This is a genomic window from Polaribacter sp. IC073 (assembly GCF_007997075.1).
In the GTDB taxonomy this organism is placed as follows: domain Bacteria; phylum Bacteroidota; class Bacteroidia; order Flavobacteriales; family Flavobacteriaceae; genus Polaribacter.
The window spans coordinates 165,161-183,934 of record NZ_VORS01000006.1 but is presented as its reverse complement, the minus strand read 5'-3'; the positions used below and the strand labels follow the sequence as shown (position 1 = coordinate 183,934).

Annotated in this window: 18 protein-coding genes; 7 read left to right on the top strand and 11 right to left on the bottom strand. The window is 31.9% G+C overall.

Annotated elements, in window-relative coordinates:
* Positions 1-5: 5 nt before the first annotated feature.
* A complete protein-coding gene (locus tag ES045_RS10500) occupies positions 6-1,517 on the top strand; it encodes a SusD/RagB family nutrient-binding outer membrane lipoprotein (protein WP_147116231.1) in 1,512 nt (503 codons plus the stop codon).
* 87 nt (positions 1,518-1,604) lie between these two features.
* Here the strand turns inward: ES045_RS10500 and ES045_RS10495 are convergent, their stop codons facing one another.
* The 3 genes from ES045_RS10495 to ES045_RS10485 are packed head-to-tail and all read right to left on the bottom strand — an operon-like array spanning position 1,605 to position 4,312.
* Positions 1,605-2,264: a peptidoglycan recognition family protein gene (locus tag ES045_RS10495; RefSeq protein ID WP_147116229.1), complete on the bottom strand. Its 660-nt coding sequence runs from the start codon at positions 2,262-2,264 to the stop codon at positions 1,605-1,607.
* A gap of 18 nt (positions 2,265-2,282) precedes the next feature.
* A complete protein-coding gene (locus ES045_RS10490; RefSeq protein WP_147116227.1) occupies positions 2,283-3,299 on the bottom strand; it encodes an aminotransferase class I/II-fold pyridoxal phosphate-dependent enzyme in 1,017 nt (338 codons plus the stop codon).
* Positions 3,300-3,301: 2 nt separating this feature from the next.
* Positions 3,302-4,312 carry a dipeptide epimerase gene (locus ES045_RS10485; RefSeq protein ID WP_147116225.1) on the bottom strand — a complete coding sequence of 337 codons (1,011 nt, stop codon included), beginning with the start codon at positions 4,310-4,312 and terminating at the stop codon, positions 3,302-3,304.
* A gap of 68 nt (positions 4,313-4,380) precedes the next feature.
* Here ES045_RS10485 and ES045_RS10480 point away from each other — a divergent pair, with 68 nt between their 5' ends.
* A complete protein-coding gene (locus ES045_RS10480) occupies positions 4,381-4,977 on the top strand; it encodes a carboxymuconolactone decarboxylase family protein (protein WP_147116223.1) in 597 nt (198 codons plus the stop codon).
* Positions 4,978-5,033: 56 nt separating this feature from the next.
* Here the strand turns inward: ES045_RS10480 and ES045_RS10475 are convergent, their stop codons facing one another.
* From ES045_RS10475 to ES045_RS10455, 5 genes are all read right to left on the bottom strand, one after another.
* Positions 5,034-6,758, bottom strand: a complete 1,725-nt coding sequence (locus ES045_RS10475; protein ID WP_147116221.1) for a M28 family peptidase — start codon at positions 6,756-6,758, stop codon at positions 5,034-5,036.
* A 34-nt stretch (positions 6,759-6,792) separates the two neighbouring features.
* Complete coding sequence (locus ES045_RS10470; protein WP_223267233.1) at positions 6,793-7,308, bottom strand: uracil-DNA glycosylase family protein; 516 nt, start codon at positions 7,306-7,308, stop codon at positions 6,793-6,795.
* Positions 7,309-7,508: 200 nt separating this feature from the next.
* Positions 7,509-7,850 (bottom strand): HopJ type III effector protein, encoded by a 342-nt coding sequence (locus ES045_RS10465; RefSeq protein ID WP_147116218.1) that lies wholly within the window; start codon positions 7,848-7,850, stop codon positions 7,509-7,511.
* Between the two features lie 25 nt (positions 7,851-7,875).
* On the bottom strand, positions 7,876-8,547 hold the full coding sequence (gene rsmI, locus ES045_RS10460; RefSeq protein ID WP_147116216.1) for a 16S rRNA (cytidine(1402)-2'-O)-methyltransferase: 672 nt from the start codon (positions 8,545-8,547) through the stop codon (positions 7,876-7,878).
* A 6-nt stretch (positions 8,548-8,553) separates the two neighbouring features.
* The gene (locus ES045_RS10455) at positions 8,554-8,913 is read right to left on the bottom strand and encodes a cupin domain-containing protein (RefSeq protein ID WP_147116214.1); all 360 of its coding nucleotides are present in this window, start codon (positions 8,911-8,913) and stop codon (positions 8,554-8,556) included.
* Positions 8,914-9,137: 224 nt separating this feature from the next.
* Here ES045_RS10455 and aspS point away from each other — a divergent pair, with 224 nt between their 5' ends.
* From aspS to ES045_RS10440, 3 genes are all read left to right on the top strand, one after another.
* Positions 9,138-10,892, top strand: a complete 1,755-nt coding sequence (gene aspS, locus ES045_RS10450) for an aspartate--tRNA ligase (protein WP_147116212.1) — start codon at positions 9,138-9,140, stop codon at positions 10,890-10,892.
* Positions 10,893-10,996: 104 nt separating this feature from the next.
* On the top strand, positions 10,997-11,713 hold the full coding sequence (locus ES045_RS10445; RefSeq protein ID WP_147116210.1) for a DUF6503 family protein: 717 nt from the start codon (positions 10,997-10,999) through the stop codon (positions 11,711-11,713).
* A 32-nt stretch (positions 11,714-11,745) separates the two neighbouring features.
* On the top strand, positions 11,746-13,500 hold the full coding sequence (locus ES045_RS10440) for a chloride channel protein (protein WP_223267232.1): 1,755 nt from the start codon (positions 11,746-11,748) through the stop codon (positions 13,498-13,500).
* A 179-nt stretch (positions 13,501-13,679) separates the two neighbouring features.
* Here the strand turns inward: ES045_RS10440 and glpQ are convergent, their stop codons facing one another.
* On the bottom strand, positions 13,680-14,669 hold the full coding sequence (gene glpQ / locus ES045_RS10435; protein ID WP_147116206.1) for a glycerophosphodiester phosphodiesterase: 990 nt from the start codon (positions 14,667-14,669) through the stop codon (positions 13,680-13,682).
* Positions 14,670-14,766: 97 nt separating this feature from the next.
* Here glpQ and ES045_RS10430 point away from each other — a divergent pair, with 97 nt between their 5' ends.
* Positions 14,767-14,991, top strand: a complete 225-nt coding sequence (locus ES045_RS10430; RefSeq protein WP_223267231.1) for a hypothetical protein — start codon at positions 14,767-14,769, stop codon at positions 14,989-14,991.
* Here ES045_RS10430 and ES045_RS10425 read toward each other — a convergent pair.
* Positions 14,988-15,962, bottom strand: a complete 975-nt coding sequence (locus ES045_RS10425; protein ID WP_147116202.1) for an endonuclease/exonuclease/phosphatase family protein — start codon at positions 15,960-15,962, stop codon at positions 14,988-14,990. The genes ES045_RS10430 and ES045_RS10425 overlap by 4 nt on opposite strands.
* Positions 15,963-16,244: 282 nt before the next feature.
* Between ES045_RS10425 and hflX the strand changes: the two genes are divergently transcribed.
* A complete protein-coding gene (gene hflX / locus ES045_RS10420; protein ID WP_147116200.1) occupies positions 16,245-17,456 on the top strand; it encodes a GTPase HflX in 1,212 nt (403 codons plus the stop codon).
* Positions 17,457-17,603: 147 nt separating this feature from the next.
* On the opposite strand, the gene ES045_RS10415 is transcribed toward hflX, so the two are convergent.
* Entirely contained in the window at positions 17,604-18,719 is a 1,116-nt protein-coding gene (locus ES045_RS10415; RefSeq protein WP_147116198.1) for a CNNM domain-containing protein, read from the bottom strand.
* Positions 18,720-18,774: the final 55 nt, after the last annotated feature.

Genomic DNA, 18,774 nt, shown 5'->3' with positions numbered 1-18,774 from the left:
AAAAAATGAAACATTTAAAATATACTATTTGTATACTAGCTATTAGTATCGGATTTTTATCATGTTCGGAAGATTATTTTGATGTAAATAGTTCTGTAACCGCACCAACAACGGAATCATTAGCGCCGCAATATCGTATAAAGGGTGCTATTGAAAACATGTTTACGGGTATTATTTACAGAGGTAGTAGAGAGATTTTAGGAGTCACACAAAATGGTTCTCAAAATAATGCTAATTATTACTCAGAAACATGGAGTAGTTCTTTTACTACAGGACGCTACTTTTTATGGCAAAATACTTACGTGTATTCATTGCCAAATACGGCCGATTTAATAGTTCTAGGTAAAAAACACAATTCACCAAATTTTACAGCAGTAGGTAAAATTTTAAGAGCGTATGGTTTTGGGACAACAACCGATCAATATGGTTCAATTGTTTTTAAGGAAACTTATGATGGAGAATCCTCATTAAATTTAACACCTAAGTTTGAAGATCAAAAAACGGTTTATCAAGGTATTATTAAGTTGCTAGATGAAGCAATTGTAGAAATAAAACAACCAAGTGAAATTGAGTTAAATGCAAATGGAGGAGATGTTTTTTACAACGGAAATAAAGAGCAATGGACAAGATTGGCGTACGCTTTAAAGGCACGTTATTTAAATCATTTATCTAAAAAAAGTTCTGGAGATATGGCCTATGATGCTGATGCAGTTATAGAAGCATGTGCGAAAGCACTTCAATCTAACGCAGATAATGCCTTTAGAAGTTACGGTGGTGGCGATGCAGAAAATGATCGTCAACCTTATGCTGCAGGAGGTTATGGAAGCTCAAGAGTTGATTATTTCTCACACTTTTTTGTAGAATTATTAAAAAATTCATTGAACCTGCCAACTGCTTATGAAGATCCTCGTCTTAAAATAATTGTGCCAGAAGCTATAAATGGAGGATATCAAGGAGTTAGAACGGGAGAAGGACCTTTGCCAGATAACGCTACAGGAGGTGATAATTATTCTTTAGGAAATGGAGGGCATTATACAAGCGCTACAGCACCAACATATATGATGACTTTTAGTGAGGTTAAATATATTGAAGCTGAGGCAAGATTTAGAAAAGGAGACAAACCAGGTGCATATGCAGCTTTAAAAACAGGTATTCAAGCAGATTTTGAAAAAGCTTCTGTAAGTTCTATGGAAACTGCAAGTTATATTGCTAAAATGGATGCTGAAATAGGTGCTACTGGCATAACACTAGGACATATTATGGTTCAGAAGTATATAACACTGCTTTTTGATCCAGAAACCTGGGTTGATATGAGAAGAATGGATTACAGCAATACGATATATCCAGGTTTAGAACGTCCTGTAAATGTAAACTTAACCATTTTTCCTGGTGCAAATGATTGGATTCAAGGAATGATGTATGAGTATAATGAAGAAGATAGAAATTATGAAAATATGCCAGACAATACGGCCAATGTTAGACTAACAACGCCTCTTTGGTGGAATGTAGCTGAATAGAATCTTTTAATTAATTATAGAATAAAATCCACTAAGAACTAGTTCTTAGTGGATTTTGTTTTTACCAACTAAAATAAGATTTGCTGTTTAATTTGGCGTTTCTTTAAAGTTTAAATGTTTCGTAGCATTTTTAATTTTTAAAAGAAACTCTTTTCCAGGATCTGTTTTTTTAGTTCTATAGCCACTATCTTTTTCTAACCATAATTCATGATTTTCGAAATTAGTATATTCATAATGACCGATTAGATAATCGATGTTATATTTGTTTTTTAAGTAAGTAACAAGCCAAATGTTAGCGGCTACTTGTTTTGCTGTTAAAGGAGTCGAATCTGTTCCTCCAACATTTTCTATTCCAATGGCACTGTAGTTTAGTCCAATAACGTGTCTTGCCATAAAGTTTTCCGGCATTAACCTATAAATTGTTCCATCTAAATCAACCAGAAACTGAGCCGATACGTTTAGGTTGCTTGCGGTGTTGATTTTAGTTCTATGACTTCCGATTTCTGTATTTACAAATGCATTAAATGAGGCGTCTAAAGTAGGAATAGCAGTCCAGTGTAGTACAATTATTTTTGGTTCTATCGTTGGAGAATCTTGGGTAATTCCATAATGAGTGTTCATATACTCCAAGCTTAATTTTTTTCTTAAATCACCAAATTCTATAGGTTTATCTATAATTTCAACGCTTTTATTACATGAGAAAACTGTAATTAATAAAGACAATACAAGAAATTTTGTTGTTTTCATAAGAAAAGGTTTTAAGGATTAAATTGAATTTATCAACAAATTCAACTGTTTTTTAGTATGATTTGCATTCAATACAATTCTATTAATTTTTTTGGTTGATGTTGGATAGTAAAAACTAGTAATAATAATTTTTTCTGATACTAAAAATTCAGCAATTTTATCATCATTCAAATAGAAAACAGGATAGTTTTCTGAAATAGTAATTTTCTTTGAATTTTTAAGATGCTTGTATACATATTTGCAATTTTCTTGTAATTTTAGAAATTGATTCTTATATAATTCTTGTGCGTTTAAAAAACTTGCTAAAAATGCAGGATTCATGGGAGCGCTTCCTATAAAAAGTGGATTCTCTTTAATTAAATTGATGAGTTTTTTACTTCCAGCAATCACACCACCATTCACTCCAAAAGCTTTTCCTAAGGAAGAAACACGAATAACTTCGATATTTTCATTTATTTTAATTTTAGAAGAAATGCCGTTTCCATTTTCACCCAGAACACCCAAACTGTGAGATTCATCAACTAAAAGAATCACTTTTTTTGCTGATGAAATTTTTTGTAAAAAATCAAAATTAAAAGGTTTGGTTTCTAAAGCAGGAATTGCATCAACAACAATACAAATGGTTTCTTTTTCAGTATTTAGAAGAAGGTTATGTAAACGATTATCTTCAAAAACAGGAAGTGCATTTTTAGGCAGAATTGCAGGATGCGTTTTTGGCATGTAAAAAAAAGAAGCAACTATGTTTTCTAACGTAGAAAGCGTTAATAAGCCAGCAAAAGTGCCCGATGAAACAGTTACGCAATCTTCTGTTTTAAAAAAATTGGTTAGGTATTCTTCGGCTTTGTTGTAGATGCTTAATTTAACATTTGCATTTCTAGAACTACCAAAGGCACTTCCCCAATTTTTAATGTTTTTAATAATAATTTCATGAAATTCGGGCAATGCTGCAACTCCTAAATAAGAAGTTCCGCTAAAATATAAATGTTCAATATTGTTTATAAGTACAGCAGTATTTGGGGCTTTATCTAACTGCATCTTTAAAGTAAAGTTACGCCAGTTCCGTTTTCATCAGCATAAGAAATTACACCATTATTTATGGTAATTCCTGTTGCTATGTCTGTCTTTAATAACAAGCTTCCATCCATATCTACATAGTCTAATAATGGCAATAAATGTGCAATTGCAGAAATACCAACAGTAGATTCTGTCATACAGCCCACCATGGTTTTTAAACCTAATTCTTTTGCTTTTTCTAACATTCTTTTACCGGGAGTTACACCACCGCATTTTGTAAGTTTAACATTTACACCATGAAATAATCCAGCACATTTTTCTACATCACTTTCTACAATGCAGCTTTCATCAGCAATAATTGGCAATGCAGAATTTTTGTATAATTTTTTAGCACCTTCTATGTCATCGGCTTTTAAAGGCTGTTCTAAAAACTCAACACCAAGTTCTTTTAATTTGAATGAATTTTCAATTGCTTCCTTTGCGGTCCAACCACAATTTGCATCAATTCTAAAAATAGCATCAGAATGTTTTCTTAATTCTGTTACTATTTTTATATCATCTTTTGTGCCTAATTTTATTTTATAAATTGGCCAAGGAAGTTCTTTCATTTTAGAAATCATTTTATCAATAGAATCGATGCCAATGGTGTAATCTGTCATTGGATTTTTATCAATATTTAATCCCCAAACTTCATATAACTTTTTACCTTGTTTACGAGCCTGTAAGTCATTAAATGCCATATCTAAAGCACATAAAGCAAACATGTTTTTCTTAAAAAGAGGTTGTAGTTTTTTCCAAAAGATACTAGGTTCTTCGGTAGATAAAGATTTAATAAAAGAGGCGTTCTCTTGAATAATTGCTTTTGAGTTTTCTACAGTAATGTTGTAATACGGATTAGACGTTGCTTCTCCAAACCCTCTAAAATCACCATCAATTAACTCAACAATTAACGAAGGTTGAAAATCATGAGACTCTCTAGAAATAGTAAATGTATGTTTTAATTCTAAGCTATAAGAATGTAGTTTAATTTCCATTTTTAAAAGTTATATTTTCGTAAAGTTATAAAATTAGATTTCGATACGGACATAAAAAAAAATAAAATATGGCATTAGTAACACCTCTTTCAGCAACATACGATTTAGAAACAAAAGAGTTAGCAGAATTCTTTAATGAAACTTTAGGGTTTTGCCCTAATTCTGTATTAACAATGCAACGTAGACCAGCAATTTCTAAAGCTTTTATAAACTTAAATAAGGCTGTTATGGCAAATGAAGGCAGGGTTACTTCAGCCTTAAAAAGAATGATTGCTTGGGTTTCTAGCAATGCAACTGGTTGCAGATATTGTCAGGCACATGCAATTAGAGCTGCAGAACGTTATGGCGCAGAACAAGAACAATTAGATAATATTTGGGAGTATAAAATGCACGCTGCTTTTTCAGATGCTGAAAGAGCAGCATTAGATTTTTCTTTGGCGGCTTCAATGGTGCCAAATGCTGTTGATACAGGGATTAAAAAAGAATTATACAAATATTGGGATGAAGGTGAGATCGTAGAAATGTTAGGTGTAATTTCTCTTTTTGGATATTTAAATCGATGGAATGATTCTATGGGAACTACTTTAGAAGAAGATGCTATTGATAGTGGAAATCAGTTTTTAGGAAAACATGGTTTTGAAGTAGGAAAACACGATGGTTCTTAATATTAGCGGATAAATTAAACTAATAAAAAAACACATCATTTTGATGAGTTTTTTTATTAATTATTTTCTAGCTCTTTTATAATTGTTGTTGAAATAGAATCTATTAGTTTTCTAGAATTTTCAATCTCTTTGCTCATGTATTCTTCATTTGAAACCATGTCTAAAGTTGTTTTAAAAGATTTTTGATACCAATCTTTCCAAGCAGAAATTATTTTAATTTGTGTCGCTAAAGAATCTCCGTTATTAACCGCAACTTTACTTTGTTTTAATTCTTCGTTTAAGCGATTTACAGCAGCGTTTTCTAAATTACTTAAAATTGATTTTGCTGTTTTTTTATCTGAATTTAACAGTGTATATGCAGAAATTAAAGCAGTGGTTCCCACATTTTTTAAAGTAGTTTTAGAAACTTTATCAATTCTGTCATTATCTGTGTGATAAAACTGATCTGTAAAATGCCAAAATAAAACACTAGGGATGTTATTTCTTAAAAAAGGAACATGATCACTTCCGCCTTCAAACGGATTTGTACTCACCAACCAGTTTGCTCTTTTGCCTTGTGTTCTAAACTTATCAATTAAAAAATCATTTAGATAATGCGGTTTCATTTGGTCTAATCGCATTTTAGAACCACCCCATTCTGTGTGTTTGTCATTTCCGCGCGTCCAGATTGCACTAGGATCCGGCATTTTTTCGATTAGAAAAACACCACCCGTTTTTTCGGTATTTTCACCAACCATGTCTAAAGAAATTCCCCATTTTATATTTTTAGCTCTAATAGAATCTTCTTGAACATACCTTCTAGTTGAGATGATTTCATCTCCCCATAAAAAAGTTAAAGTTCTTTTCGGTTGAAATTCTTTTCTATTGATAAATTTTGCCGTTAACGAAGCCATTTCTAAAGCAACACCAACACCAGTTGCATTGTCATTTGCACCAGGTTCTTGAATGTGTGCACTAAAAACCAAACGTTCTTTTGGCTTTTCGCTTCCTTTAATATCTGCAACTATTGTTAATTCTTCAGAAGGATAAATATTTGTTTCTACTTTTACATTCAAAGTCACTTTTCCTTTTTCTAAAGATGTTTTTAAACGCTCTTTTGCAGCAAAAGACATCGCAATTGCCCAAGATTTGTTAACTGAATCTAAAGGAATTGAACGAAATTGAATAGAAGTAGTGTTTTTTTTTGGTTGTAAATAATCAGGATTGTTATAGGTGATAATTCCTGCTGCTTTTCCTGCTATAATTGCCGCTTTAAAAATACGATTCGGACTCATTTCTGCAAACACAATTTTACCTTTCACATCAATTTTAGAAATACTTTTTAGGTCTTTTATATAAATCACTTCTGCGGAAACTCCTTCTTTTGGTGTGCTGTAAGAATTTAAAGCAATCATGTTTCTATTGGTTGCGTGTTGTAATAAAGGTTGGCTTTCTCCTTCAATTTTTACAGTTGCATCAACAGATTCCCAAGTTGGTTTTTTAAGCGGACGCTTTTCTATTCTGTAAGTTAGAATGTCTTTTTCGGTAGCATTTTCCTCTAAAACATATCCTGCTTTTTCTAATTTCTCTGCAATCTTAAAAATTGTTTTATTAAAACCTGTGTTACCAACAACTCGCCAATATTTTTCAACAAAAGCGGTAGTTTCAAAAGCCAAATCTCCTGTAAATTTCTTGTTAATTACATCGGCATAATTTGATGATGAAAGTTTTAAAGAGGCTTCTTTTTTACAATTGATTAAAAAGAAGGAAACAAATAGGAAAGGAATTGTTTTTTTGAACATGACTTCGGTTTTAGAAGTCATAAAAATAGTTTATTTAATTGATAATAGTAGCAACTCTTTCTTGCAACTCAGGAACTATATTTTTCTTAAACCACAGATTTTTAGTCAGCCAAAAACGATTTCTAGGTGATGGATGCGGCAATATAAAATACTTGGGTAAATACGCTGGATAATTGTCTACCGTTTCGGTAAGTGTTCTTTTAGCGTTGTCTTTTAAATAGTAATTCTGTGCGTACATGCCTATTAAAAGAATCATTTGAAGATTTGGCATTAACTCAAATAATTGTTGGTGCCACTGCGGAGCACATTTTTTTCTAGGAGGTTTATCTCCACTTTTCCCTTTTCTGGGATAGCAAAAACCCATCGGTACAATGGCGAACTTTTCTACATCGTAAAAATCTTCATCAGAAACATTTAACCACTTCCTTAATTGTTTTCCGCTTGCATCGTCCCAAGGAATTTCAGATGTATGCACTTTTATTCCTGGAGCCTGACCAATAATTACAATTTTAGAATTTTTATGCCCAGTAACAACAGGATTTGCACCCAAATCTAAATATGGTTCGTAGATTGTACATTTTTTTATTTCTGATAAAAGTTTTGCATTCTCTAAAAATACAGTTTTTTGTCATTTTAATAGAGGAACGACAAGGAACCTCTCACTTTTGAATAAGATCTAAATAATAATGAGATTTCTCAATCGCTAAAAAGCTCATTTCGAAATGACACTAGAACTTTTTACAGTATACCTTATTTCAATTTTAATGCTTCTCCATCAAAAGACAAACTATCGAAACCAGATTTCATAAAGTTTCTAATATTTAGATGCGAAGTTCCATTTACATCTTCTAAAACATTTTTATAATGTTTTCCAAAGCAAAATAAGGTTTCTTCTTTTGTTAATTTTTGATGTTTTGCAAATGCAAATAATTTACAAGAACCCGTATTTTCTCCGGCGCTATTTTTGAGCTCTCCATTTGTAAAAGTTGTTGGCGTAAAATGATAGTTGTCCTCAATTACTTGCATGGTGTCTGCAAAGTTAATTTCTGTTGGATTTGATTTTAATTTTGTTTTGAATTCTTGGATGATCATAAGTTATATCATATTTTTTTAATAATCACTTCTTCCCTTCAACAATTACTACAATTTCTCCTTTTGGAGGCTTATTCGTATAATGTGCTAAAACTTCGGTAGCGGTTCCTCTAATAGTTTCTTCAAACATTTTTGTTAATTCTCTAGATACAGAAACTTGTCTGTCTGCTCCAAAATATTCTACAAAATGCCCTAACGTTTTTATTAATTTATGAGGAGATTCGTAAAAAATAATGGTTCTTGTTTCTTCTGCTAATAATAAAAAACGGGTTTGTCTTCCTTTTTTTACAGGTAAAAAGCCTTCAAAAACAAATTTGTCGTTTGGTAAACCAGAATTAACCAATGCAGGTACAAAAGCAGTTGCGCCAGGTAAACAATCTACTTCAATGTTATTTTCTACACAGGCTCTTGTTAGTAAAAAACCAGGATCTGAAATTGCAGGCGTTCCCGCATCAGAAATTAAAGCGCAGGTTTCTCCGTTTTTGATTCTATTTACAACTCCTTGTATAGACCGATGTTCATTATGCATGTGATGACTGTGCATTTGTGTAGCAATTTCAAAATGTTTTAAAAGTTTACCACTTGTGCGTGTGTCTTCTGCTAAAATAAAATCTACTTCTTTTAGAATACGAATGGCTCTAAAAGTCATGTCTTCTAAATTACCTATTGGTGTGGGTACTAAATATAATTTACTCATAATTTCTTAAATGCTTTCGTACGTTTCTACAGTAATATCTGCAATAACATCGCCTGTATGTTTTATGCTTAAAGGTTCGAATAATACAACATGAACTTCTTCTTTTGCAATGGGTTTATGTTCAACTCCTTTTGGTACAATGTAAAACTCGCCTTCTTTTAGAGTGACTGTTTTGTCACGTAACTCAATATCTAAAGTCTCTTTTACAACCATAAAAAGTTCGTCTTCATTATCGTGTTTATGAAAAACAAATTCTCCTTTTAGTTTTGCTAACAGTATTTGCTGATTATTTAATTCACCTACTTTCTTTGGCGACCAATGATCTTGAAATAACTTGAATTTCTCTTGAATATTAATGATACTCATAACGCAAATTTACAAAGATTTAGACGGATTCTGCGTTACCGATTGCAGCATTTGTTTGCCCTCTTTTTTGTTTAAAAAAAGCGAGTGCGAAAAGCGGGACATTTCTCTTTAGAAATGAACGCCCAAAAAACTCATATTCAATAGAAAATGATTAATTTTGCAGCTTCAATTAATGAGACTTCTACCTTTGAATAATTGGTAGACAAGAATATAAAAATAAAGAAATGTATAGAAGTCATTCTTGCGGCGAGTTAAGAGCATCGCATGTAAATACAGAAGTAACCTTAGCAGGTTGGGTACAAAAAAGCCGTGATAAAGGTTTTATGGTTTGGGTAGATTTACGTGATAGATACGGAATTACGCAGCTAATTTTTGATGAAGAACGTACGCCAAAAGAAATGATGGAAAAAGCAAAATCTTTAGGAAGAGAATTTGTGATTCAAGTAACTGGAACTGTAATTGACAGAGAATCGAAGAATTCTAAAATGGTTACAGGAGATGTAGAAGTGTTGGTTTCTAAATTAGAAATCTTAAACGCATCTGTAACGCCACCTTTTACAATTGAAGATAAAACGGATGGTGGAGAAGACATTCGAATGAAATACCGATATTTAGACATTAGAAGAAATCCGGTAAAAGACAGTTTAATTTTCCGTCATAAAGTGTCGATGGAAGTTCGTAAATATTTATCTGACCAAGAATTTATTGAAGTTGAAACACCATATTTAATAAAATCTACACCAGAAGGTGCTAGAGATTTTGTGGTGCCTTCGAGAATGAATGAAGGTCAGTTTTATGCTTTACCTCAATCTCCACAAACCTTTAAACAATTGTTGATGGTTGGTGGAATGGATAAATATTTTCAGATTGTAAAATGCTTTAGAGATGAAGATTTACGAGCAGACAGACAACCAGAATTTACACAAATAGACTGTGAAATGGCGTTTGTGGAGCAAGAAGATATTTTAAATATTTTTGAAGGATTAACGCGTCACTTACTAAAAGAAGTGAATAATGTGGAGGTGGAGAAATTCCCTAGAATGTTATATGACGATGCCATGCGTTTGTATGGAAACGACAAACCAGATATTCGTTTCGGAATGGAGTTTGGCGAGTTAAATGCAGTTACACAACATAAAGATTTTGCTGTTTTTAATAACGCAGAATTGGTGGTTGGTTTTGCTGTACCTGATGGAAATTCTTATACAAGAAAAGAAATAGACAATATTATTAAGTGGGTAAAACGTCCGCAAGTTGGTGCTTTAGGGATGATTTATGCTAGAGTTAACGAAGACGGAACCTTTAAATCTTCTGTAGATAAATTCTACGATCAAGAAGATTTAGCAAAATGGGCAGAAATTACGGGTGCAAAACCAGGTGATTTAGTGTGTGTGTTATCTGGAGATACCAATAAAGTTAGAGCACAATTATCTGCTTTAAGAATGGAATTAGCAACACGTTTGGGCTTGAGAGATCCTAAAGTATTTGCACCGCTTTGGGTAATAGATTTCCCATTATTAGAATTGGATGAAGAAACAGGGCATTATCATGCAATGCATCACCCGTTTACTTCTCCTAAACCTGGTCAAATGGAATTGTTAGACTCAGATCCTGGAGCCGTAAAAGCAAATGCGTATGATTTGGTTTTAAACGGTAATGAAATTGGTGGTGGTTCTATTCGTATTCACGACAAACAAATGCAAGCTACAATGTTGCGTCATTTAGGTTTTTCTGATGCTGATGCAAAAGCACAATTTGGGTTTTTAATGGATGCTTTTGAATATGGTGCGCCGCCTCACGGTGGATTGGCTTTCGGATTGGATAGATTGGTTGCTATTTTAGGCGGACAAGAAACAATTAGAGACTTTATTGCATTCCCGAAAAATAATTCTGGTAGAGATGTAATGATTGATGCGCCTGCATTTATAGATGATACGCAGTTGAAAGAATTAAGCTTGAAATTAGACATTCAGGAATAAAAATAATTTTAAAATATATAGACCTCACAGACCTGTACTGAACTTGTTTCAGTATCTAAAACCTGTGAGGTTTTTTTGTCTTAAATTTTACTTACTTTTAATCTATGAAAAACATCATCATATTTCTACTATTTTTCACCTCAGTAATTTCATTTTCTCAAGAAATAACAGGTGATGAATTATTAGAAAAAGCAATTGAATTTCATGATCCTAACGGGCATTGGCAAACATTTGAAGGTGAGTTGTTTGTAACGATGGAAACCCCGAAAAATACGCCAAGAAAAAGTAGAATTCGTATCAATTTACCAGAACAATATTTTTTTGTAAAAGCAGTAAGAGATACGATTATTACGGAATTTGCAGTGCATAAAGAAGATTGTAGTATTGCCATTAACGGGAATACGAATCCGTCTGAAGAATTAAAAAAGAAGCACAATTTAAGTTGCAAACGTGCTAAATTCATGAAAAATTATTACACCTATTTGTATGGTTTGCCAATGAAACTAAAAGATGAAGGCACAATTATTCATCAGAAAGTAGAAAAGAAAACCTTCAAAGGGAAAGCATACTTTGTTTTAAAAGCAACTTATAATCAACAAGTTGGTAAAAATACTTGGTATTTCTATTTCGACCCAAAAACATTTGCGATGGAAGTCTATCAGTTTTTTAAAGATGAAACTAAAAAGGATGGAGAATATATTTTATTATCAGGTTTAGAAACAATAAATACTATTAAAATGCCAAAAAATAGAGCTTGGTATTTTAATAAAGACAATGTTTATTTAGGAACAGATATTTTATCAAAAAACGCACAAAATTAAGAATGTCGGTTAAAAATAAGTACTTAAAAAAAATGCTACTATTGAGATATAAATACATATCTCAACGTCAGTTTATTTATATTCTAAGTATTCTAGTAGGCTTTTTAGCCGGAGTTGGTGCTGTCATTTTAAAGAATTTAACACACTTTTTTCAACATCTTTTAGAAGGAAATCTGGTACGCTATTACCACAATGCTTTTTACTTTTTATTTCCTATTATTGGTTTAACAATTGTGTATTTTGTTATAAAATATGTAATTAGAAATAAGGTAAGCCACGGAATTCCATCAACCCTTTTTGCAATATCAAAAAGAAAAGGAATTATGAAACGGTACCAAATGTTGGCATCTGTTTTAACAGCGCCACTTACCGTGGGTTTTGGTGGTTCGGTAGGGTTAGAAGGACCAACAGTAGCAACAGGAGCTGCAATAAGTTCTAATGTTGCGCGGTTGTTTCATCTAAATCAAGCTACAAGAAGTTTGTTAATTGGTTGTGCGGCGGCAGGTGCATTATCTTCTATATTTAAAGCGCCAATTGCAGCTATTATTTTTGCAATAGAAGTATTTAGCTTAGACCTAACAATTGCTTCTATGTTGCCTTTACTTTTAGCCTCATTGTCTGCAATTATTACTTCTTATTTCTTTTTTGGATCAGATGTTTTACTTCCTTTTAAAATTGAAGATGCGTTTAAAATAACAGACGTTCCTTTTTTTATAATTTTAGGTGTCATTGGAGGTTTGGTTTCTATTTATTTTACAGAAGTTTATGATCGCATTCAGAATTTTTTCGATAAAATAGCTTCGCCAATAAAAAGACTTTTAATTGGCGGTATTGGCTTAGGTGTTCTAGTGTACTTTATTCCGCCATTGTATGGTGAAGGTTTTGAGGTAATTAACAACCTTCTTGCAGGAAACCCAGAAGAAGCGCTGAGAAACAATTTTATGAATTTAGATTTAACAAATGTGTGGGTTGTTATTTTATTGTTACTTGGTTTGGTTTTCTTTAAAATAATTGCAAGTGCACTAACTTTTGGCGCTGGTGGCGTAGGAGGTATTTTTGCGCCAACACTTTTTATGGGAAGTGTTATGGGAAACTGTGTCGCTAAAATAATTAATACCACTGGTATTTATAAGGTTTCAGAAAGTAACTTTACCTTAGTTGGGATGGCTGGTTTAATGGCTGGTGTTTTACACGCACCATTAACCGCAATTTTTTTAATTGCAGAGTTAACAGGCGGTTATGAGCTTTTTATCCCTTTAATGTTAACGGCTGCAATTGCCTATTCAATTGCAAAATATGTGCATCCGTATTCTGTGTATGCCATGGAATTAGGTAGAAAAGGAGAGTTAATTACGCACGACAAAGATCATGCAGTACTAACTTTAATGGATATTGATTCTGTTATAGAAAATAATTTTGTGTCTATTTATCCTGATATGAGTTTAGAAGACATGATAAAAAAGGCGATTGTAAAATCGAATAGAAACATCTTTCCTGTTATTAGCGAAAAGGATAAAAAATTAATTGGTATTATTTTACTGGACGATTTAAGACCCATTATGTTTGATCAAACCTTATATAAAACGGTTTTTGCAAGAGATGTAATGCAAAACCCACCAGAAATTATTCAAGTAGATAAGGATAAAATGACAGAAATTATGAAGAAATTTAAAGATAGCAATGCTTGGAATTTACCTGTTGTTAAAGACGGAAAATATGTGGGCTTTATTTCTAAATCTAAATTATTAACTGCCTATAGAAATAAGTTGATAGAAGTGACCAATTAATTTTTTTAGAAGCTATTTCCTGCTTTTCACTATATCTTTTTATTAGTTATTTTTAGAGATTTATTTAGTGTTAATAAGAGTAGTGTAAAACTAAAAACAGCTTGCTTCGTTCCTCGCAATAACGCTTATTTATATCGTAATAAAAAGGATGCTGTTTCAATCAGGGCTAAACTGGTTTGCTAACTTTTATTCTTTAAAAAAGCAACAACCAAATCTGGGAAATCGGTAAAAGCACCCTCTACATTTGCCTCAATTAAGAGCGTTTCCATCATTTCTTCAAAAGAAGAGAACTCATCTAAAGCATCTGCTCTAAAAGTATAAGGATGCACTTTTAAACCCAACGTGTGCGCATCAGAAACTAAAGAAGTAAATGTGAATTTTCCATCTATTTTTTTGTCTAAAATTTGCTTGTACCAAGGCCCAATTCCGTTTGCATACGTTGCAAAATGTTTTAATTTTTTAGAATCTTCAGGAAACTCCATTAATTGGACTAAGAATAATTCCGACTTTAATTCTACACGAATTCGTTCTAATTCTTTTGCATCAAAACATTGTAAAATGCAGTTGTCTTCTTTTGTGTTATAACCATAATTAGAAAGGACTTTTAAAACAATTTCTGTTAAGTTTTTCTCTGCTGTTTTATGAAATGCTGGTTCTTTAATTTCAGGATAAATGCCAATATTTTTTCCTGTAGCAGCATTTAAACCTTGTATCATTTCTATTTCTTGGCTAAGAGAATGCAATTTAAAATTCCCTTTTCCTTTCGGAAAACGTTTTTTGTAAATCTGTTCGCCATTTTTAGGATTAAAACGTTCGGTAACAGCTAAAGTTTGTAATTCTTTAAAAGTAAAGTCAATCACATAATACCGGTTATCCTTTCTTTTTCTGTTCGAAAATTTTGTAGCAACATCGGTAACATCATCCAAATAAATATCATGAATTACAATAGGCACATCGTCTTTACTTAACACTAAATCTTGTTCAATAAAATCAGCATTCATGGCAAAAGCCATCGCTTTCGCTTCCATTGTATGTTCAGGTACATAACCAGAAGCACCTCTATGTGCAATCACAATTTTTGTATTCATTTTTTCTGATTTTATGTCTTTTTTGCAAGAAATTAAAGATAAGCTAGTCAAAAGTAATATAATAGATACCGTTTTAAACATTATAAATTTAATATATGATTCGTGAAATTCGTGTCTTTTTTAAAAATTAAAGATAGAACTTTTGTAGTTTTGCAATATGAAATTAGCGTTAAAAATAATGTTTGTTATCTTTATTGTTTGGGTAACTGTAGGATTGTATCTTGTGAACACAGACCACGAAAAAGCACAAATTGTAATGGGTTTAAGTGTGTTTTATTTTTCATTTTTATTTATGCCTTTCTTTATTTATTACAGATATAGAGATGGTAAATACAAGAAATATATCTTAAATGACGAAAAATTAATGAAAGCTTTTAAAGGACAGGGAAAAGAAAGAGATTAATCTTCCTTTTTTAAAAAAGCATATACCGGAAAATGGTCTGAAAAGCCACCTTGATACCAAGGACCAATATAGGTTCTAAACGGACTTCCTTTTAATTTACCTTTAAAAATTTTCAACCACTCTTTATTAAAAACTTCTGCATGTTTAAAGTAGAGCTTTCCTTCCTTTTTCTCTGAAAAGTTTTTAGAAAATAGAATTTGATCAAATAAATTCCATTTGCCATTATAGGTTAAAGAGCCTCTTTTTTCGGGATTCAAAATACTTTCCATCGGGTTTGTAAAATCATCTGAAACCAAGGTTTTTACACTATCGCTTGTCGGGTCATCATTAAAATCTCCCATCACAATAATTTTTGCATCAAAATGAGTATCTTTAATTTGTGTAATAATAGTTCTTGCAGTTTCCGCAGCTATCATTCTTTTAGGATCACTTTCTGCAACACCTTCTCTTCTAGAAGGCCAATGATTCACCAAAACATGTACCAATTCGCCACGTAAATTTCCGCTTACTTTTAAAATATCTCTGGTGTAGTCTCTTTCGCCTTCATCATTATTTAAAAATACAGAAAAGGTTTCTGAAGTTAAAAGTTCGAAAAACTGTTTGTTGTACAAAAGCGCAACATCAATACCACGTTCATCTGGCGAATCATGATGTACAAAACCATAATGATGCTTCTTTAAGTTGGAAGAATTCACTAAATCAGACACTACTTTTGCATTTTCAACTTCTACCAAACCTACAATTGCTGGCGGATATTTAGAGCGATTCAATCCTAATTTAGAAATCACAGAACTTAATTTCTTAACTTTAATTCGATAGCGTTTATCGGTCCATTTTCTCTTTCCATCTGTTGTGTAGTCATCATCAAAAGTTTTAGGATCATCAATCGTGTCAAATAAATTTTCAACATTATAAAAACCAATAGTAATTATTTTTTCAGTTTGTTTTAATGACGCAATAGATGGAAACATAGCCTATAAATTTTAGTAAATGTAAACATTATAATTTTTCACTTTTAATATTTTCCTTGAATAAATAAGTGTTTTTCTCTTAATGAACCTATTTCTTAATACAAAGTAAAAGTTTTCTTAATATACATTAAGCTACTAGAATTCAATTTTAAAACTAATTTTGTCTCGCAGAAAGCTTTGTAAACTTTTTGTATTTGAGTTTGAATTAATGAATTTAACGGTAGCTTTTGTTACCGTTTTTTTATGCTTAAAAGATAAGAATAGTTCGTACTTTTGTAGTCTATGATAGACGCAAAAGAAGCAATTTCAGAAAAAGCAGTTTTAATTGGTATAATTACACAGCAACAAGACGAAACACAGTCAGATGAATATTTAGACGAGTTAGAGTTTTTAACAGCTACAGCTGGTGGTGTTGCAGTAAAACGCTTTGTTCAAAAAATGGAAAAACCAAACCCTAAAACTTTTTTAGGTGTTGGTAAATTAGATGAAGTAAGAGCATATATAGAATCAAATGGTATTGGTACCGCCATTTTTGATGACGAGTTATCGCCAGCACAAATACGAAATATAGAAAAAGTTTTAGATTGTAAAATCTTAGACAGAACCAATTTAATCTTAGATATTTTTGCACAAAGAGCCCAAACAAGTTCTGCAAAAACGCAAGTTGAATTAGCGCAATGTCAATATTTATTGCCAAGATTAACAAGACTTTGGACCCACCTCGACAAGCAAAAAGGGGGTATTGGAATGCGTGGACCTGGAGAAACAGAAATAGAAACAGACAGACGTATTATTCGCGATAAAATAGATGATCTTAAAAAGAAACTGAAAACCATTGATAAGCAAATGGCTGTTCAGCGAAAAAATCGTGGAAAAATGGTGCGTGTTGCTTTGGTAGGTTATACCAATGTTGGGAAATCTACATTGATGAATGTAATTAGTAAAAGTGATGTGTTTGCAGAAAACAAATTATTTGCAACCTTAGATACAACTGTTAGAAAAGTAGTCATTAAAAACATTCCTTTTTTAATGACAGACACTGTTGGGTTTATTAGAAAACTGCCAACACAATTGATAGAGTCTTTTAAATCTACTTTAGATGAGGTTAGAGAAGCAGATTTATTATTACATGTAGTAGATATTTCGCATCCTAATTTTGAAGATCATATTGCTTCTGTAAATTCTGTTTTACACGATATTAAGTGTGCAGATAAGCCTACTTTAATGGTCTTTAATAAGATTGATGCGTATTCGCATGAAACCATCGAAGAAGATGATATTGTGACCGAAAGAAGCAAAGTACATTACACATTAGAAGATTGGAAGAAAACGTGGATGAACGATAAAGATGAAACTTCAATCTTTATTTCTGCATTAAATAAAGAGAATCTAGAAGATTTTAAGGAAACTACGTATGAAGAAGTGAAGAAAATTCACATTGAGCGTTTTCCTTACAATGACTTTTTATATTATGAATACAAAGAGGACGAATAAGTTGTTCTAGTTCTTCAGATTTATAAAATAATTGCATTTTAATTACCTACAAGATTTTTTTAATTTTGTAGGTATTTTAATTATAAATAGAATTTAGTCGAGAAGACTCTATTTTTGAATAGCTTTTTGAGATCTTCTGAGAATAGGTTACTTTTCATTCTCATCCTCCATAATTCCCATTCTCTTAGCGCGTTTTTCCCAAGATTTTCTAGCATGTGCTTGTAAATCTGCAACAGAATCACTTTCGTCCATAATTTCTAAACCTAACAAGGTTTCTATCACATCTTCTTGAGAAACAATTCCGCTTACAGAACCATATTCATCAACAACCAACGCAATGTGTTCTTTTTCTTTGATGAGTTTATCAAACAAATCTGGAATCGATAACTCTCTTTCTGCAATAATAATATTTCTTTTTATAGTTGCTAAAGTTTGTTCTCCGCCACCATTAATCATCGCTTCTAATAAATTATCCTTTAGAAAATAACCTGTAATTGCATCTGGATTTTCAGAAAAAACCGGAATTCTAGAAAAGCGTAATTTTTTATGTTCGTTGTAAAAAGAAGCAATCGTTTGGGTTTCATCTGCAATTTCTAAAACAGACCTTGGCGTCATTACATCATTTACTTTGATCTCTTTAAAACCTAATAAATTTCGAATAACCTTACTTTCGTTTTCTTTAAAAACACCGTCTTTTTCAGCCATTTCTGTCATTACTAAAAAACTCTCTCTACTTAAAACACTTCCATGACCTTTGCCGCCAATAAGTTTTGTTGTTAATTGTAAAACCCAAAGAATACCTGTCCATTTTAATGGAAAAATCATTACGTTTAACGCTTTAGAAGTAAAGTTTGCTAGTTGTTTCCAGTACGTTGCACCAATTGTTTTTGGTATTATTTCTGAAGCCACTAAAATGAGAATCGTCATCACTGTAGAAACAATTCCTACCATAACATCTTCGGTCACTTTAATTCCGAAAATAGTTTTTATTTCTGTACCGTATATTTCTGCATACGCTACTTTAGCCTGTACACCCACTAAAATAGCACCAACCGTATGTGCAACAGTGTTAATGGTTAAAATGGCAATTAAGGGCTTGTCTACATCTTTTTTAAATATTTCTAATTGATTTGCATATTCTGCACCTTCACTTTTTTTAAGATTGATAAAAGTAGGAGTAATGCTTAGTAAAACAGCTTCTAAAATAGAACACAGAAATGAGAAGAATATAGAAATAGTTGCAAAAATTATTAATAAAGTCATGTGTAATTTAGTTTGAACTGCAAAGTTACATAAAATAAAAAAACCTCAAGAGTTT

Excerpts from the sequence above, each read along its gene's own strand:
- ES045_RS10455 (WP_147116214.1), bottom strand. The coding sequence starts at position 8,913 with ATGAGTATCATTAATATTCAAGAGAAATTCAAGTTATTTCAAGATCAT.
- glpQ (WP_147116206.1), bottom strand. The coding sequence starts at position 14,669 with ATGTTTAAAACGGTATCTATTATATTACTTTTGACTAGCTTATCTTTA.
- ES045_RS10480 (WP_147116223.1), top strand. The coding sequence starts at position 4,381 with ATGGCATTAGTAACACCTCTTTCAGCAACATACGATTTAGAAACAAAA.
- rsmI (WP_147116216.1), bottom strand. The coding sequence starts at position 8,547 with ATGAGTAAATTATATTTAGTACCCACACCAATAGGTAATTTAGAAGAC.
- ES045_RS10465 (WP_147116218.1), bottom strand. The coding sequence starts at position 7,850 with ATGATCATCCAAGAATTCAAAACAAAATTAAAATCAAATCCAACAGAA.
- ES045_RS10445 (WP_147116210.1), top strand. The coding sequence starts at position 10,997 with ATGAAAAACATCATCATATTTCTACTATTTTTCACCTCAGTAATTTCA.
- hflX (WP_147116200.1), top strand. The coding sequence starts at position 16,245 with ATGATAGACGCAAAAGAAGCAATTTCAGAAAAAGCAGTTTTAATTGGT.
- ES045_RS10425 (WP_147116202.1), bottom strand. The coding sequence starts at position 15,962 with ATGTTTCCATCTATTGCGTCATTAAAACAAACTGAAAAAATAATTACT.
- ES045_RS10440 (WP_223267232.1), top strand. The coding sequence starts at position 11,746 with ATGCTACTATTGAGATATAAATACATATCTCAACGTCAGTTTATTTAT.
- ES045_RS10495 (WP_147116229.1), bottom strand. The coding sequence starts at position 2,264 with ATGAAAACAACAAAATTTCTTGTATTGTCTTTATTAATTACAGTTTTC.
- ES045_RS10500 (WP_147116231.1), top strand. The coding sequence starts at position 6 with ATGAAACATTTAAAATATACTATTTGTATACTAGCTATTAGTATCGGA.
- ES045_RS10490 (WP_147116227.1), bottom strand. The coding sequence starts at position 3,299 with ATGCAGTTAGATAAAGCCCCAAATACTGCTGTACTTATAAACAATATT.
- ES045_RS10430 (WP_223267231.1), top strand. The coding sequence starts at position 14,767 with ATGTTTGTTATCTTTATTGTTTGGGTAACTGTAGGATTGTATCTTGTG.
- ES045_RS10415 (WP_147116198.1), bottom strand. The coding sequence starts at position 18,719 with ATGACTTTATTAATAATTTTTGCAACTATTTCTATATTCTTCTCATTT.
- ES045_RS10475 (WP_147116221.1), bottom strand. The coding sequence starts at position 6,758 with ATGTTCAAAAAAACAATTCCTTTCCTATTTGTTTCCTTCTTTTTAATC.
- ES045_RS10485 (WP_147116225.1), bottom strand. The coding sequence starts at position 4,312 with ATGGAAATTAAACTACATTCTTATAGCTTAGAATTAAAACATACATTT.
- aspS (WP_147116212.1), top strand. The coding sequence starts at position 9,138 with ATGTATAGAAGTCATTCTTGCGGCGAGTTAAGAGCATCGCATGTAAAT.